The 17,539-nt window shown below is 43.9% G+C and carries 11 protein-coding genes; 2 read left to right on the forward strand and 9 right to left on the reverse strand.

The features are described from left to right. Positions 1-68: 68 nt before the first annotated feature. Positions 69-644 carry a helix-turn-helix domain-containing protein gene (locus tag BWI44_RS05170; protein WP_007661869.1) on the reverse strand — a complete coding sequence of 192 codons (576 nt, stop codon included), beginning with the start codon at positions 642-644 and terminating at the stop codon, positions 69-71. Between the two features lie 327 nt (positions 645-971). On the opposite strand from BWI44_RS05170, the gene BWI44_RS05175 reads away from it, so the two are divergent. Both BWI44_RS05175 and BWI44_RS05180 read left to right on the forward strand, forming a co-directional pair. Beyond that, complete coding sequence (locus BWI44_RS05175; RefSeq protein ID WP_229036138.1) at positions 972-1,331, forward strand: sensor histidine kinase; 360 nt, start codon at positions 972-974, stop codon at positions 1,329-1,331. Further along, the gene (locus BWI44_RS05180; RefSeq protein ID WP_262893720.1) at positions 1,328-1,459 is read left to right on the forward strand and encodes a hypothetical protein; all 132 of its coding nucleotides are present in this window, start codon (positions 1,328-1,330) and stop codon (positions 1,457-1,459) included. Before BWI44_RS05175 ends, BWI44_RS05180 begins: the two co-directional genes overlap by 4 nt. Before the next feature lie 729 nt (positions 1,460-2,188). Here the strand turns inward: BWI44_RS05180 and BWI44_RS05185 are convergent. The 8 genes from BWI44_RS05185 to BWI44_RS05225 form a co-directional block, all read right to left on the reverse strand. Beyond that, positions 2,189-2,659, reverse strand: a complete 471-nt coding sequence (locus tag BWI44_RS05185; RefSeq protein WP_195209032.1) for a DUF5018-related domain-containing protein — start codon at positions 2,657-2,659, stop codon at positions 2,189-2,191. 21 nt (positions 2,660-2,680) lie between these two features. After that, positions 2,681-4,702 (reverse strand): RagB/SusD family nutrient uptake outer membrane protein, encoded by a 2,022-nt coding sequence (locus tag BWI44_RS05190; protein ID WP_286812066.1) that lies wholly within the window; start codon positions 4,700-4,702, stop codon positions 2,681-2,683. A 16-nt stretch (positions 4,703-4,718) separates the two neighbouring features. Next, on the reverse strand, positions 4,719-7,844 hold the full coding sequence (locus tag BWI44_RS05195) for a SusC/RagA family TonB-linked outer membrane protein (RefSeq protein ID WP_195209034.1): 3,126 nt from the start codon (positions 7,842-7,844) through the stop codon (positions 4,719-4,721). A 508-nt stretch (positions 7,845-8,352) separates the two neighbouring features. Then, positions 8,353-10,641, reverse strand: coding sequence for a glycoside hydrolase family 95 protein (locus BWI44_RS05205; protein WP_195209035.1), 2,289 nt, complete (start codon positions 10,639-10,641; stop codon positions 8,353-8,355). An 8-nt stretch (positions 10,642-10,649) separates the two neighbouring features. After that, the gene (locus tag BWI44_RS05210; RefSeq protein ID WP_195209036.1) at positions 10,650-13,241 is read right to left on the reverse strand and encodes a glycoside hydrolase family 2 protein; all 2,592 of its coding nucleotides are present in this window, start codon (positions 13,239-13,241) and stop codon (positions 10,650-10,652) included. A 65-nt stretch (positions 13,242-13,306) separates the two neighbouring features. Continuing rightward, entirely contained in the window at positions 13,307-13,609 is a 303-nt protein-coding gene (locus BWI44_RS05215; protein WP_195209037.1) for a hypothetical protein, read from the reverse strand. Positions 13,610-13,645: 36 nt separating this feature from the next. Next, the gene (locus BWI44_RS05220) at positions 13,646-14,668 is read right to left on the reverse strand and encodes a glycoside hydrolase family 43 protein (protein WP_195209038.1); all 1,023 of its coding nucleotides are present in this window, start codon (positions 14,666-14,668) and stop codon (positions 13,646-13,648) included. Positions 14,669-14,922: 254 nt separating this feature from the next. Continuing rightward, positions 14,923-17,532, reverse strand: coding sequence for a glycoside hydrolase family 2 protein (locus BWI44_RS05225; protein ID WP_229036139.1), 2,610 nt, complete (start codon positions 17,530-17,532; stop codon positions 14,923-14,925). Between the last annotated feature and the right edge of the window lie 7 nt (positions 17,533-17,539).

The raw sequence follows: 17,539 nt of genomic DNA on the forward strand, positions 1-17,539 counted from the left end.
TAAGATGGTATGGTGATAAGATTAGAATAGTAATCCTATCATTCTACCATCTTACCATCCTACCATCCTTAAATGGGTGTATAGATTACTGCAAGAATTTTTGCTGCTTTGCCTTCGTAAGCATGCACGTGGTGCGGAACGATGGAGTCATAATAGATGCTGTCTCCTTCTTCAAGCAAGTATGTATTTTTGCCATAACTGATTTCCATAATACCTTCCATAACCATAATAAACTCTTCACCTTCGTGTGAGGAGAGTACGAAATCGCTGTCTTCCGTAGCGGCTACGTCGATGATGAAAGGTTCCATGTGGCGGTCTGCTTTCGACTTGGACAGGGAATGATATTCCATGTGCTTGCGGCTCTGGATAGCATTGTTAGAGAAACTAATGGTGTCCTTGGATTCCGTTTTGCGGCAGATAGCAGGACCCGTTTCGTCCTGGTCGTCAAGGAAAGTTCCCAAGCGTACACCTAGTACGCGGGCTATCTTGATGAGTGGAGCCAATGAAGGCAAATCGATGTTGTTTTCAATGCGTTCAATCTGTTCTACGGCTAAGCCGGAACGTTCGGCCAACTGCTCAATACTGATTGACTGGCTTTCACGGAGCGACTTGATTTTTTCTCCGACAATCTTGCTTGTATCCATAATTGATAATGTTTTTCTCCTATTAGGTTATAAATTGTATTGTTAAACTGCAAAAATAAAACAAACTTTTACTTGGTGCAACAATACACGAAGAAAAGTTTTCTATATTTTTTGTCTATTCAATATAGGCTTTATTAGTTTACAATTCTATTGATCCCGTCAGTATTGGCTTTATTTTTCTGTAATATGTTTCTGACGCTATTCAGATTATATTTGATAGAGACTGTAACGTTTCAGCTGTCCAGATCTAATATTTTTTGTGACTAGACATTATCGATGTTAGTGATTGAGTTGGGCAGAACCTTGTGCAAAATATCATTGGCTGAGATGATTACCAGAAGCCTGTTATCCTTGAAGAATGTTTTCAATATAATTGGCAATTTGATAGAGAATGCCGTGAAATACTCCGATCAGTCTGTGCATGTAGTTATAGATTGCCTTTTGCTGGATCACAAACTGATGATACGCGTGACTGCTAATGGCATTGGAATTCCGGCAGCCGAGCAAAGCCGTGTATTCGATAAGTTTTATCGTGGCAGCAATATTCCGGACTACTCGTTACCGAGCATCGATTTAGGATTGAGCTATGTGAGGCTATTGGTGGAAGCGCATCGCGGTACTATCATCAGGGAGAAAAGACCAGAAAGAAAGGACACCCCAAAACATTTGATGGCAAGATTGATGTGAGAAACCTTGATTACAGTCGCATGGAGAAATTGGGCATCCACGAAAAAGAGGGAGAACTCTATCCCTTGATTGCCTATTCAAAAGCATTGAAACGCAATATATGGTTGGTGATATGGAGCACTCCCTAAAGAGTACATAGACTCTATTTCTCCACTGACACACAGATGAGCGGGAAGAATTATCCAATATTACCGAACAAGGTCTCAGATCGAATTTTGCTTTAGGGACAGCAAGCGGTTCACGGACCTGTATCACTCCCAAGCAAGGGATATCAACCGGTTGAATTTTATGTTCAACGCATTAATGACAACTGTGAATGTGGCAAAAATAATGATGAAGGAGAATAGGATACCATTTTCTATGGATACACCAAAGAACCTGATGTATATCAAATGATTTTTTTGACTGTCTGGGTTTAAGCCGAACAGAAACATAAATGCAAAGCTGGTCAAAGAACTAATCGATATAGTCTAATTACAGGGCAGCATGAATATCTTAAATACGATATAATTTTATTATGAACCATTGTATATAGATACATAATAATCCCGTGAGATTTGCTATCCAATCCCCATTACGACTGGAATCAGATGTAACGAGAACGAATGGGCACACCACCCACCACTTTGTCATTCTTCCGATATGCTATGTAACACAAGTGTTCTCACACACAATACCTCTATGGCTGAATGCTGTGACGAAAAGAGGCAAAGCGCATTTCTTTGTCCGCTTTTCATGTTGGAGATATCCATTTTTTGATTTTCCTATGAGAGTGTGTCATGATTCAACATAATAAAAAGTTTATCTATTTGTCTTTTTGACACACTCTCTTGGAAAATCTGTTTGGTAACCGATACTTATTTGTTGAAACTGTTAATTTGCAGTTCCCAATCTTTATAGATTCCTGATGCAGATGTAACACGGTATCTAAAAGACTTGGCTGAATAATCTCCCAAAGTACCCAACTTAGGCGCACCATCCAATGGCGTTACTGAAGCCGCATGCGATACAAAAAAGGAACAAGCAAGTGAAGACAGGGTTACTTTGTTTCTTTCCTCTTGGGTAAATGTGTTATCTGTACCGGGAACTGTAATGTCAACGGTTATCGTTTGGTTTTCACTATCGATGGAATAATTTGCGGATAACTCCTTAAAATAGAGTGTATAGATGCCTTCTATATCTGATTTAATAGCCCATCTGTGCTCAAAAGCAATAGATGTGATCTCACATTCTGTTGAGTATTCCACTTCATCCAATCCGTCTTTCAAACATGAACTGAACAAAAGGGGAAGGGCAATCAACGCGATTATATATATATACTTTTTCATAAAAAAATATTTAAATTATTGTTATTCCCAGTTTTTATTCTGCCATAAGTTCTCATTCTCTATAAGTTCACTTTGTGGAACAGGTAGTAAATATCTCTTTTTAGGCGTAAAAATGAAATTGTGATCACTTTGTGGAACTTGTATCTCGCGATAGAAATAGGCGTTAGGTTTCATAAAGTCTTCTTCCACCATATAATCTCCGGGCACTTCTATCTCCAGTTTTTTAGTCGGGTTATTACCCCGGTTTAGTTCCGGTATGATTCCGCCTTTTTCTCCTGTAGGATATCCTGTCGTAGGATCGGTTACTCCCCACGAAAGAGCTGTACGAAGTAGTGTTAAATAACGATCGTTTTCCATATTCAGTTCCGCAACTCTTTCGTCAAGATAAATCATCTTCAGTTCACCTCCTGTCTCCGTGGTTAACGCTGGTAACCCCCCATGCTGTACACGTGTCTTGTTTATATACTCCTTCGCCTTGGCTTCATTGGGAGTAGATAATGACAGGTAAGCCTCTGCTACATTTAAATAGCATCGTCCCAAACGAAAAATAGGATTTGTACAATTAAGATTTCCGACAATTTCTCGATATTGAGGGACTCTCTTCGAATACAAAATGCCTGTCATAGAACCCATCTCACGTGCTTTATCTACATACGAGTCGCGATGAATATTTCCACCCGTGCGAAAATAAATTGTATTTCCTAAGAACTCACTTCCATCATGCACAAAAGTTCCGGCCAAACGCTGATCTCTTCTACTATACATCAAATCTGAAATGGAAGTATAGGACGAGGTCGGTTTCAATTTCCGCTTTTCGCGCATAGCTCCCGGAACCCATCTGTCTTCTTCCATTACAATATCTATATTTTCTGCAAACAATTGAGATTCTTCAAATCGCCGTGCTTTCCTATCCAAATCGATTACATAATAGGCTTTTTCAACCATTTGTGGGTCAGGCTGTATTTGCGCCCCTGCATTAGTCATGCTATACCCTTTATCTAATGACTGAAAAGATTGATTGATATTATTATTTAATAATGCTGTGCCAAAGTTCACTAAAAGTCGGTTGATATGAGAATAGGGGGCATCTCTGTACCCATACGATTCATTCATTTGCGATACAAGGATATTCTCCGGGCAGGTTTGTGCGTATGCGTAGTCACTAAACATATTTTTATACTCTTCTGCACCCGAAACCAAAGAATACTTTTTCAGGGCATCCAATTCCTCAACAGACTTTATTACTTTCTGATAATACGCATCTACATTTATTCCGTCATAATAGGAGAGGTAAGCCGCCCCATGCAAAGCAATTTCCGAAAGCAGGGCATAAGCCGAACCTTTGTTTATTTGTCCCGATGGGGCATCTGTGTTCAGCAAATTCGCTGCTTTTTCACACAAATCAATCGTATAATCATATGTTTCCTGCAAAGTAGCTCGTGGAAGTTTCAATTTTTGAGCAGCACTCTCGTCGCTACCGGCAACGGCGCCAATATCATCTAACACCTCATCGACAATAACCCAACCACCATATTTACGTGCCTGCATAAAATAAAACGCTGCCTTCAACAGATAGACTTGTCCCAACATATCGTTAGCAACACTTACCCCTATGCTATTTCGGGATTCTTCACTTGTCAAATGATTGATTGCAATATTCGTTTTTCTTATGAGCGAGAAAGCATCCCAGCCGAAATCCGTACTTGGAGTCCAGCCGGTATCATCTTTACCTCGTCCGGATAACCAATGACCCCAATAGAGATCTGCCTGGCAATCTGAATTGTAAGAATTATAATAGTCCCATCCATAATAGCCCTCGCCCCCCGATCTATAAGTGATAGGATCTCCGTTCCAATGTGAAAAGTAATTCAGGTTTTCATACATACCGTATATGTTCGCTTGCGCCAAAGACGCATCCATCCATACGTCATCTTCTGCTATCAAGTCCAGTGGTTTCTTGTCAAGAACATCCTCACAAGATGAAAACAAAACCGGCAATCCGATGAAAGCAGCTATAATGGAAAATATATTTATCTGTTTCATAATTCATTTCTGTTTTTTAGAATCCAAAATTAAGTACTAAAGAATAGGTACGCGTAATAGGATATCCGTAATTTTCCACATCACCTTGCTCGGGGTCTAAGTAATAATCATTAGCCTTAGAAATAGTGATGAGATTCTGTCCCACCAAAGAAAGTGTGAGGTTGGAAATCCAAGTGACGTTTTTTAAGAATTTATACTTGAAATCATATCCCAATTGTAAATTCTTTAAACGTATATATTTACAATCTAATTCCCAGAAAGTAGACCCTTGTTGGTTATTGGATTGCCCGTATCCTGTATCCGGAATAGGATAACGAGCATCTGTATTGGTAGGAGTCCAAAAGTCTAACTCTGAATTAAACCGCAGGCGACCCAGACCAACCGGTTGCCCATTCATACCAATAAGTTTGTAATTCTTACCGGAACCTTGGATCAAGCCACTCAAGGAAAAGCCTTTATAGGCGAGATTGAAATCTATACCATATTGCAAAATAGGTTTTGGTTGCATGCCATTATATATCCTATCATCAGAGTAGGTATTATCTGTATCGATGCGTCCGTCACCATTGACATCTATATATTGGATGTCTCCGGTTTTGAGATTGGTAGTCCATAAGGCATGGGGATTGTTTAACAAATCTTCGACGTTTTGGTACAATCCGTTTGAGATCCATGTTCTGGTTCCATCTGTCAATGTCTTTCCAAGAGAACTAATCAATGGGTTGGCACTTGTTGTAGGATCCTCATTAATAGATTTCCACACTTCGTCATAGAAAGAAAGATTCATGCCTACTTCATATCTTAAACTATTGTATGAATCCCGCCAATGGAGCGTAATTTCACTACCGGCTCTTCTAAACACATCATTAGACATCACTTTGGGTAAACTTGTACCGAGGGGTGTCTTATAGATATTGTTCGGACTCCGCAAATAATTCTTTGTGTCTTGTACGAAATAGTCAAATGTTGCACTCAAGCGATTATTGAACATTGAAAGATCAAGCCCGAAATTTGTGGAAGTGGTAGAATACCATGTCAAGTCCGGAGATACCAGACCGGGAGTGTTTATCAAAGGGGCACGTTGACCATTGATGTCCCATTGTGCCGAGCCCATACTCCAATTGGAATAATAGGCAAAACGCTCTCCGTCAATACCGGTTTTGCCCCAAGAAGCTCTCAGTTTAAACAAATCAATTTTCAATTTATCAGCCAGAGGACGGGCGAATGGCTCATCCGACAACACATAACCGGCAGAGACCGAAGGGAAATATCCATATCGGTTTCCCGGAGAATAGTTGTCACTACCATCAACACGTAAACTTGCTCCAACAACATAACGTCCCATATAGTCATAATTCAAGATACCAACATAGCCTAATCTGCCGGATTCGTTACTTGAACCTCCACTGGTCATATCCTTTTCCGGACCGGCAAAAATCTGATCTACAGATGAAGTCAGATACTCTTTCCGGCCTCCATTCAAACTTTCATAAGAAGATTCTGTTTGGTTATAGAAGAAAGAGACTCCCAAAGTATGCTTGTCGAAAAATATGTTTTTATACTGTAGACCTATGTTAAATTCATACTTCCATGAGTTGCTTTTTGTCATATTTAACGAAGGCTTAGTTGTAGCCGGTTGTACACTTCCGTCTGCTCGATACGATGGTACATAAGCATTGTTCCATGATTTTTCATTATATGAGCCTGTCTTATAATTTCCCACAAATAGTACTTTTAGCCCTTTTACTCCATATACATCCCAATCCATATTGAGCCGACTGTTCATAACCGGTTCACTGCTCTTGTTGTATCCACTCTCCGGGTCTAAGGATATATAAGTAGTATTGGCAAAATAGGTTCCGTCCCGATTCCATATTTTTTCTGTAGGAAATGATTTGCTAGCCCACATAATATCATACTCACTTGCTGCGGAATTTTTCCAGACAAAAGAGTTTTTCATGTCTAATCCGACTTTCAAACCTATATTCCGGAAATAGTGGGTGACATTTGCGCCAATATTGGCTCTCTGATACTGATTGATTTCCTTACCGCCAATAGGCTTTGCCAATGTTCCTTGATTAAAATATCCCAATGAAATATGAAATTGAGTATCTTTATTTCCTCCATCAACTGTTAATGAATGCCTGTCTGATTGCGCCACATTCCTCATAACAGCGTCACGCCAAAGCACGTTAGGATAGTTGTCGGGGTCCGAACCGGTTCGGTAGGCGTCCAATGCCTCTTGCGAATAAGTCTGCGCATACCCATACACTCTATCAAGAAAGTTTCGAGCCATAGCTAAGTCATACGAATTAGCATTTTCTTTTATGTTTGTAGGCTTATTAAATTGATGGTCAAACGTATAATTAATACGCGTTTTACCAATTGTTCCCGTTTTAGTTTTGACAACTACAATGCCATTTCCTGCCAATGCACCATATACAGCCGCGGAAGCAGCATCTTTCATCAGTGAAATAGATTCAATATCTTGAGAGTTCAAGAGATTAAAAGTCGCTTGGTCTTGTACTATACCGTCTATCACAAATAAGGGGGTTCCGCCACCACGGATGCTGATATTGGGAACAGAACCCGGCATACCCGAAGAATTAGTGATAATAGCTCCCGGAGTTCTACCCTGCAAAGCTGCCGATAAATCTGCGTATCCGCCAAGATTCTCAATCGGTTTTACATCGATCGATGTCACGGCATTCGTTATCTTTCTCTTTACAACTGTACCGTAAGCTACCACTACTACTTCATCCAAGCTCTTCGAATCTTCTTTCATGACAATACGAAGAGAACGGTTACCGTCATAAGATACTTCTTGACCCTGATAGCCCACATACGAAATAATCAATGTGCCGGGGACAGAAACGTTAGACAACTCAAAGTTACCATTCATATCAGTAATGGTACCGATTGAGGTATTACCTTTCACTATCACACTGGCTCCAATAATAGGTACATCATTCTCATCAACCACAGTTCCTTTAATCACTGCATTTGCGAAATTTTGCTCAATTGCCAATCTCCCATCATGGGATTTTGCAAAAGTTGGGAAAGATTCCACACATCCTATAGACAAAGATGCGGTCAGAAGTAGAACCTTACTCAAAAAGACATGTTCCTTTTTTCTTCTCATAATTCTTAGATTTAAAAAATGAATTTATATTAGATGTTATATGGATTCAACAATAGGTTTTTGAACATCAGTGCTTTTGCATTTTATTCGATATACTTTCTGTTAGCAAAGTATATACATTAACGTACATGGTATGTTACGCACAAAATGCACATAACGGATTACGTAATAACCTTCGATTCTTCAAAGTATCGTTTACTTCCTCTATTTCTATTATCCTTTATACAAAGCTCACGGCTAATCTCAGAGCTGTTATTAATCGCTCTAGATACAATAGGTATAGATACTCCCAGCATTTAGGTCATATCTTTTAATGAGGTTGGTTTTGAGTCTTTCATAATCATTCGAAAATAATATTATCACTAAAGTTTCTCATCGTAGCGATCACAAAATCTATTTGTATAATACTTTGAATCCGTAACCTTGTAGAGTTTCGCAAAAGTGGCGAAACTAACTAAAATGATGCTTTTGGGGGAGATATCCGTTTCTCAGATAAGCTCGTGTGAGCTTACTCCAATACCAATTGATAGTTACTCCCACGTTCGGTAGTAATCACATACATTCCATTTGTGCACTGACGGATTTCTACATCCTTTCCAGACGCATCTTTTACGCTGAGTATGGAAGTCACTGGACTATAGATGCGGCATACTCCACCAGAACCTGATAGGAACGAACACTTGCGTAGGCAATGTTGCTCCCATTCTATATTGAACGTGAAGTCTCCCACGGCGCGCAGCCCCTCAACTTTACCAGTCGGCCATTCCACAGGTAAAGCCGGTAGTAACTGAATGAAGTCTTGGTGACTTTGGAGCAACATCTCTGCGATGCCTGCCGTAGCCCCAAAATTTCCGTCAATTTGGAAAGGAGGGTGAGAGTCAAACAGATTCTCATAAACCCCTCCTTTGTCATTATCCATACTCACAATCGTTGTCGTGGAAAAGTTTAAGGCTGATTTTAAAAGTCGGTAAGCGTGGTTCCCTTCTCCAAGCCGTGCCCAGCAGGCTATCTTCCATGCCCGACTCCAGCCTGTACCCAAGTTACCTCGCGATTCTAAAGTGCGTTTGGCCGCTTCGGCAAGATCCGGAGTTTCATAATATGAAATCTGGTTGCCTGGATAGAGTGCTATCAATTGGGAAAGATGTCGGTGTTGGTTACCACATGTATCCAAATGTTGGGTATCTTTTTTCCATTCCTTAATCTGTCCCCACGTTCCGATGGCCACTCCATTATCCAGCTTTGCGAGTTTTTCTGTAAGTTCAATAGTGAAGCCTTCATCCACTTTCTTCCCCTGGCTACATAATGATTGCAATGCCTGTGATGTCTCACTGAAAAGTTGCCATACCAACTGCTGGGCATATGCCACTCCATCCTCCCACGGACCTTGTTCAGGCGACCACTCATCAGGGGCTATCAATTTTCCACTTTCATCCTCTTTTAGTCGGTCAAACCAGTATTCACATGCACTTTGCATAACGGGAAAAGCTGTATTGGCTAGGAAATCTATGTCCTGCGTATAACGGTAATGTTGCCATAGGTGCATGCAGTACCAAGCATTGACTGGTCGGTTGATGTTCCAGTCCGTATAGCCAAAGATGTTGTTTTGGGTCCGCATGGTCCAGCCTTTCAATCCTTCACTGTGTGCCACTTGCCGCCAGCTTCCTTTCGGACGTAAAGCCTCTGTGGCAATATACTTCAAAAAAGGAGAATGGCATTCGGACAGGTTGCACACTTCTGCTGGCCAATAGTTCATCTGCACATTGATGTTGCTGTGGATGTCACATTCCCAAGGTGGTGTATTGTTATTGTTCCAGATACCCTGCAGGTTGTTAGGCAAATCCATGCCACGCGAAGAGGCCAACATCAAATAACGGCCATACTGAAAATAAAGCATATCCAAATAAAGGCTTTCCCGATGGGAACGAACCAGTTCATCCGTCGGTATATCAGGTAGGGAGGCTCCTAAATCCAATTTCACCCGGTCAAACAACGACCGATAGTCTGCTAAATGCCTCTCTTTCAGTTGAACATAACTATGGAGAGAAGCCTGTTTCATTCGTTCAGATAAACGTTTATGTAACTGTTCTCTTGTTTCACCGACATAATCGGAGGAAGAAAGGCTAAAATTTGTGGCACCAATCAACAACAAAGTAACAGCATTGGCACCAGTCACTTTCAATTGATTACCCTCTGCAGTCAAGGTACCTCCTTCATTCTGTACCTTTAATTGGGCTTCGTACGAAAGCAGGTCAAGATGGTGCTGTAACAACAGCGCATTCTCTTCTATTGGTTCAGTTATTCCTTCCCGTCCGTCATTCAGCGATACGGTAAAGTTCAGCAGGCCGGTCTTACCTAAGGTTGTAAGACGAACTACAACCACTCCGTCGGGACGACTAGCAAAGTACTCGCGTACATAGTTCACTCCCTTCCAACGATAACTTACTTTCCCTATGGCATCATTCAAAGACAATTCACGCCGATAATCCGTCACCCCGCAAGTGTCCGTGCCCTCAAAGTCAATGTATACGTCGCCAAAGCTTTGGTAGGCTCCCCGTTTCTCCGTGCTGCCTGTCCAAAGTGTCTTTTCGTTGAACTGCACTTGCTCGCGAGTAATGCCTCCAAAGAACATGGCTCCCAGTTCTCCGTTGCCTATCGGCAAAGCGGAAGTCATCCAGTTCGTGGCCGAACGGGTATACCACAGCTTCAGTTCTGTTGGTGAATTCGCTTGTTGGCAGGAAACGAATAATGCTTCTAAACAGAGGATGGGAAAAAGCCAATTCAAAAGTTGTTGTTTCATAGTTATTCTTATTCTAAAACAATTCCTTTTACAATCACTTCTGTCAAAGCAGCCTTGTCACTTTCCAGAAAACGGATACGGATAAAACGTCCAGTAGGAGCGGTATCCGGTAGTGTCAATAGCAAGTTCTGTTCCGCATGAGGATTTTGACTTTTGTCACAGAGAAGTTGCCACGTGTGGTTGTCATGAGATGCTTCAACCACATAGCTACGGGAAACCTCATTGGGAAAATGCAGTTGGATTTCTTTCAGCCGCAACCCTTTCTCTGTATCTAATATCCAATAGGGGACCTTATCCTCGGCTGAAGCCTTCCAGTACGTTTGCGTGTTTCCGTCTGCGGCTCTACCGGGGGTATGTCCTGCTTCGTTACTGCTGGCGAATGTCGGATTGTTCCGTCCGAAGGTCTGAATGATTTCTGTCTGTTTTTCGCGTACAAACCGCTTGTAAGGCCGATGTTCTACTACCGGAGTGATGCCTTTCTGATATTCTGTTTCCCCCTCAAATTCAATTGTTACACGTGCCGGTTCCAGCCCATCAGAGGTGGCTTCTATCACCGTCTTTCCTGCATAGTAGGAACGTATTGCGATAGCTGCCTGTCCGTCCATGATACGTATATCACTGTCCGCTTCAAAACGGATGGAACGTCCTGTGGGGAACTCACCCGGTCCGGAAACAATGCGTAATTGTACGTTTGGAGAGTGGTTGACCGATTTGCCTAAAGCGTCACATACCGTGACCCACAACTGTACATCGTCCGTACCGTCTGTTTTAGCCATAGTACTGCTGGCTTTCAGTTGCAGTTTCGCAGCGGTTCCGTCACTTGGCCATTCCGGAGGGGCAATACCTGCGTATTCATTTCGATACCAGTACCAGAAGCGTTTTGGAATACGGAAATAGTCAATGATGCCCAGCTTGGCCATCATATTGCCCGCAATGCTTCCATGGTCAAAAGCACACCAAATGACTTGTCCGCTTCGCCAAGGATAGCCTTTCCAGCCTTCATTCTGTTCCATACATCCCCACTTCGCATCATATTCTCCCGGACGGTCTGCCGAGATCTCTGAACCATATTCGGACACCACGTTGGGAACGCCTGGATTTTGAAAGTCGGGAATGACAGCTCCATCACCGTTGTAGCCGACTACATCTCCAATACGATCTATGCGTCCTTCACCGATGGGGCGTTGTGCACCGCCTATGGCAGCCAAGCGCGTCGGATCCAACTGATGTACCCTGTCCACCATCTTCTTCAGCAATCCCCGCATACCGTCCATGGCCTCCGGTGCCGTAAAGAACGCCTCATTGCATACACTCCAGACTACGATGGACGGATGATTACGGTGGATGCGAATCATCTCCTCCAATTGCTGCAAAGCGCTTGCTTCAAATGCCGCTTCGTGCGCTTGGTCCACCGGGTAGGCACTGCTGTTCCAATAGCCGTCTGCCTCAAATCCGCCTATTCCCCAGAAAGGTGCTTCCGACCAGAACATCAATCCCAGGTCGTCACATGCCTGAGCAAAAGCTGGAGCGTGCGGATAATGCGAGCCGCGTATAAAGTTAAATCCGGCTTCCTTCACCATCGCTACGTCTCGTTGTGCAGCACTTTCCGTCACAGCATCTCCCCATCCGGCTTGGTCTTGATGCACATTGGCCCCCCGAATTACAAAGTGATTGCCATTCAAGAAGAAACCTTTGTCTGCTGTCCATTTGAACCAACGGAATCCGAACGGAGTTTCCATACGGTCCAGCAGCACGTCATCTTTATAAAGAGAACTGATTGCTTTGTACAGGACGGGTGTCTGCGGTGTCCACAATGCAGGCTTCTGTACCGGTTCGGTCTGCTGGATCCATACCTTCCGTTCGTTTGCTTCCAATGTTTCCGTACTTTCCGTTACGGTTACTTCTTTTCCCCACTCGTTCAGAATACGTGTCTGCAAACGGAATGTTCCCGGTTCATCCGTGTCGTTACACAATTCCGTTTCAATCTTTACTAATGAGCTTTGTCCGTTCTGTTCCTCCAGTTGAGGAGTGGTTACAAAGGTGCCATACCAAGCGATATGGACTGGAGCTTTCTTTACCAACCGTACATTTCTGTAAATACCTCCGCTGAATACGTGTTCTCCTGCCCGAGGTGCCACATCCGGTTGCCATAAGTTATTTACTCGGACTGCTATCACGTTATCCCCAATTTGGGCACAATCTGAGATGTCCACCGGAAAGCCCGTATATCCTCCCACATGCCTGCCAGCCAGTTTTCCATTGACAAAGACCTCAGCTTCTTGAAATACTCCATCAAACTCCAGAAAGAGTTTTTTAGTCAAATCCTCTTTATCCAGTAGTAAATGTTTCCGGTACCAGCCGTACCCCACATAAAAATCTTTCGACATAAAGTAAGGTATGCTGAAAGAATGAGGCAAGCCAATGTTTTCCCAACTCCCATCATTATAGTCTGCCTGTTCGGCTCCTTTAAAATCACCTTTGGAGTATTTCCAGCTATTGTTGATGTTGGTCACTTCACGAGGCTGCACGTTCGTAGGTGCACAAGCTATTTGAAAGCAAAGTGCGTGTAAAAGCAAACAAAAAATATAAATGGCTCTCATCGTGTATAAAAGAATTTGATTATTATAATTTTTAATAAGTATTGCGTACAAAGATGAATCAATAGTTATAATCTTAGGTGTTCGTATGCATCTACAACGATGCGGCAATCCGCATTCCCGTGCGCATTGATTTCTGACTTTCTTTTCACAGTTCCACACCGAAGCAACAAGCTATCACCGGCTTTCAACTGCAAAGCATTAGCTTTGTTCAGACTTTTCCACGCTTGTTTTTTTGAAAGTCCGGTGTTTGAATTGTTTCCCTCCTTTGTATCCAAATGATAATTGGTGTCAGGTCTTACCTGTTTTACACAACATCCTACAGCAAAGAGCACCCACACGACCAATAAAAAGTTTTTTATTATTCTCATAAGTAAAATATTAGTAGATTAATTCTTCATTCTGTTCTATTCAGCAAGAACCCATTCGTCTTTCCACTCTATCACAGGTTTCCCATCACGAAAAGTAAGTGGAAGCCATACATAACGAGAATCGTCCAAATCCGTCTTATTCCAACGATCGAACATTGCGATAATCAGTCCCTTTTTTCCTCCTATAGGCAACACGTATGTACTTTGTGCATAATAGGTCTTTTCCGCATCCTCTCCTATACAAGGATTTCCTATCACTTTCCATTCGCCTAACATAGAATCCGCTACTGCGCATTGGGCTGTGTTAGAATCCCAACCTGTACAACCGGAAGAGATGATATAATATTTTCCTTTATGCTTGAAGACTGCCGGTGCTTCCCGATATTGATCAATGAAATTACGGGTATAGACGCCCGTATGTTGCGTGTAGTCATTGTTCAACAAGCCGATATACAGAGTCTTGTTCCATTCAGACGAATAGATATGATAGGCACGTCCGTCATCGTCCTTAAAAATGGTTTGGTCACGGCTGTCTCCTCCATTGGGTTTAAAGGAACCCAAGTAAGTGAACAAGCCCGTAGGCGAGTCACTTACGGCTATGCCAGTATGGGCTTTCTCATAATTGGGGTCATCGATATGCATCCACATGACAAACTTCTTCGTCTTGTCATTGTAAATGACTTTTGGACGTTCGATGATTTGTGACGGATGCAAGTCCGAATGAACATCGTCAGGTTCAGACAGCAAAACAACTCCTTCGAATTTCCAGTTCTCCAAATCCGTTGACGAGTAGCAGGACACGCCACCTGCTTCGGCACGCCAACCTACACAGATGTCATCCCGATAATACGTGGAATCGCCTTTGTATTCTCCATACCAATAGTAGACTCCATCATGGTACATGATACCTCCACCATGGGCATTAATGGGATTTCCATCTGTATCGTACCAAACTGTGCCCGGCACAATGGTTTTTGGAGATTCCATACGACAGGACTGGATACTTATCACAAACAAGCAAGCCAATACACTATAAAACAATAAATATCTTTTATGCATAAGTCTTATTTTAAAGATTTTTATTCACAATGATAAATAATCTTGGGAAAGACAATAAGTTTTATCCTAAACTTGCTGTCTTATCCTATTATCTCCGATAACAGAAAGATGATGCTGATGCAAAAGTACCCCAGTCCATTCAAGAAAAAGGGGGAAAATCGGGCAAATAAGGGGAGAAACCCGGTAAAATGCACTTAAAATCAACCGTATCTATTTTTCCGGATGTAGATAGGCTGACAACATAGTCCATCTAATCACTCTGCTACTGTGCCGCCAGCCTCCACCTCGGCCAAAGCCGGGCGAACGGACGTATCTCCTTGTGTGAAAGAGAAACGGACAAAACGCGCCTTTACGGGCTTTTCTAACTGTATATCCCACTTGCCTTTCGAGCGCGATACCGCGTCAGCCACCGCCTGCCATTGTTTACCATCGGCAGAAACTTCCACTACACAACGCCCGGCAAACCCCTCTGCAAAGGATGATTTCACCATGCGAAGCATCAGCGTGCGCTCTACGTCTAGAGTTAGGCTGGGCCGCACATCGTCATCGGCCGGTAACCAATAAGTAGAGATTTCACCGTCTGCCGCCAAACCGGACGAATATCCAGGTGCTGAACTACTGGCAAAAACGGGACTGTCCGGTCCATACCACTGCATATCTTTCTGTACCTGTTCCGAAACGAAACGTACATACGGTCTTTCCTCCACCTGCCACGAATGTCCTTCTCGGTAATGCGGGCCGTCCACGAATTCCAACTCCAGCCTTGCGCTTTCCAGCCCCTCAGAAGAAACCACCACTATCGTACGCCCGGCATAATAGGCTCGCAAGGCTATTGCTGCTTTACCATCTTGGATACGGATGTCGCTGTCCGCAGAAAAAGTAATGGATCGCCCTGTGGGGAACTCACCCGGACCGGATACCACGGACAGGCGTACGTCCGGACTATTACTCAATTCTCGCCCTTCTGCGTCCAGTACCGTAACAATCAATTGTACATCGTCTGTCCCATCCGTCCGAATGTCTTTAGTCTTTGAGGCCGTCAGACGAAGCCGGGCCGGCTGGCCTTCCACAGGCCACTGCGGTGGAGCCTGGTGGGTATACTCGTTCCGATACCAATACCACGAACGTTTAGGTAGACGGAAATAATCTACAATGCCCAACTTGGCCATGTAATCTCCAAAGATGCTTCCATGGTCAAAGCCGCACCATATCACCTGTCCACCACGCCACGTACGGCCTTTCCACCCTTCGTCGCGTGCTAAATCACCCCAGCCTGGGATATATTCTCCTGGACGATCGGCAAAAGTGCTCCCATATTCCGTTACCACACTGGGATGGCCTGGTGATTGGAAATCGGCAATGTTTGCCCCGTCACCGTTATAGCCGGCCACATCTCCTATACGGTCTATACGGTCTGCCCCCAAGGGACGTTGCGCACCGCCCACGGCTGCTGGCCGCGTCGGATCCAGTTCGTGCGCTCTGTTCACCAATTTCTCCAGCAGTCGCTTCACGCTCGGAATGGTCGACTCCACCGTGAAGAACGGTTCGTTGGACATGCTCCACACGAAAACCGACGGATGGTTGTGGTGAATGCGGATCATCTCTTCCAATTGTTGAAGAACACTGCGTTCAAAACCCTCTATGTCACTTTCTTTCACTGGATAAGCGCTGGCCGTCCAGCTCCCGTCTACCTTCGGCCCGGCGGTAGCCCAAAACGGACATTCCGACCAAAACAATAGCCCCTCGCGGTCACAAGCTTCAGAAAAAGCCGGAGAATGAGGATAATGACTGCCGCGGATCATGTCGAAGCCTGCTTCTTTTATCATCCTCACGTCGCGCCGCGTAGCTTCTTCTGTGACAGCGTCTCCCCATCCAGCCTGGTCTTGATGTACGTTGGCACCGTGGAAAAAGAAATGCTCACCGTTCAGGAAAAAACCACCGCCCGCTGTCCACCGAAACCAGCGGAAGCCAAAAGGTGTCTCTTCACGGTCTACCAATTTATTTCCACTGTAAAGCTCGCTCACCAACACATACAAGTGGGGATGCGATGGATGCCATAGGGCTACGCCCGGAATTGTTTCTGTTGTCTGCTCAAAATTCACAGTTTGCCCGGCCTCCACCCGCTGCATCGTGTCGCATGCGGCCACGGTGTGCCCGTTATCGTCTATCACTTGTATTTTCAATCGATATTCCCCAGTTTCCTCTGCGTTGTTCCTTACTTCTGTCCGCACATGCACTGTGGACGAACGTCCGGCGTTCGCCTCCAGTGTAGGAGTGGTGACAAATGTACCGTACCAATCAATGTGTACCGGATGTTTCTTTACCAAACGAACATTCCGGTAAATGCCGCCACTAAAGACATGCTCGCCTCCGCGTGGCGCCAGATCGGGCTGCCACAGGTTGTTTACCCGTATGGCAATTTGGTTCTGTCCCCGCCTTGCATAGGGCGTGATGCGGACATTGAATCCGGTATATCCCCCGCGATGGGTGCCCGCCAACTCGCCGTTAACATAGACCTCTGCTTCTTGGAACACGCCGTCGAACTCTAGAAACAAGTCTTTCTTCAAATCTTTCTTCGACAGTTCCAGTGTTTTCCGGTACCAGCCATACCCCGTATAGAAGTCTTTCGACATGAAGTAAGGAATGCTGAAAGAATGGGGCAACCCAATATGTTCCCATCCGGAATCGTCATATCCAGTTTGTTCTGCACCCGGGAAATCGCCCCGTTGATAAGCCCACTTGCGGTTCAGATTCACCACTTCACGTCCTCCGTCTGTGGCCGCACCGTAACACAACGCCCAGCCACACCACAACATCAAGGCAGCACACCATCGGTACACGCATCTACACTTATTCTTCGTCATCTTTAAT

This window comes from Bacteroides sp. Phil13, assembly GCF_001940965.1.
GTDB lineage: Bacteria > Bacteroidota > Bacteroidia > Bacteroidales > Bacteroidaceae > Bacteroides > Bacteroides intestinalis.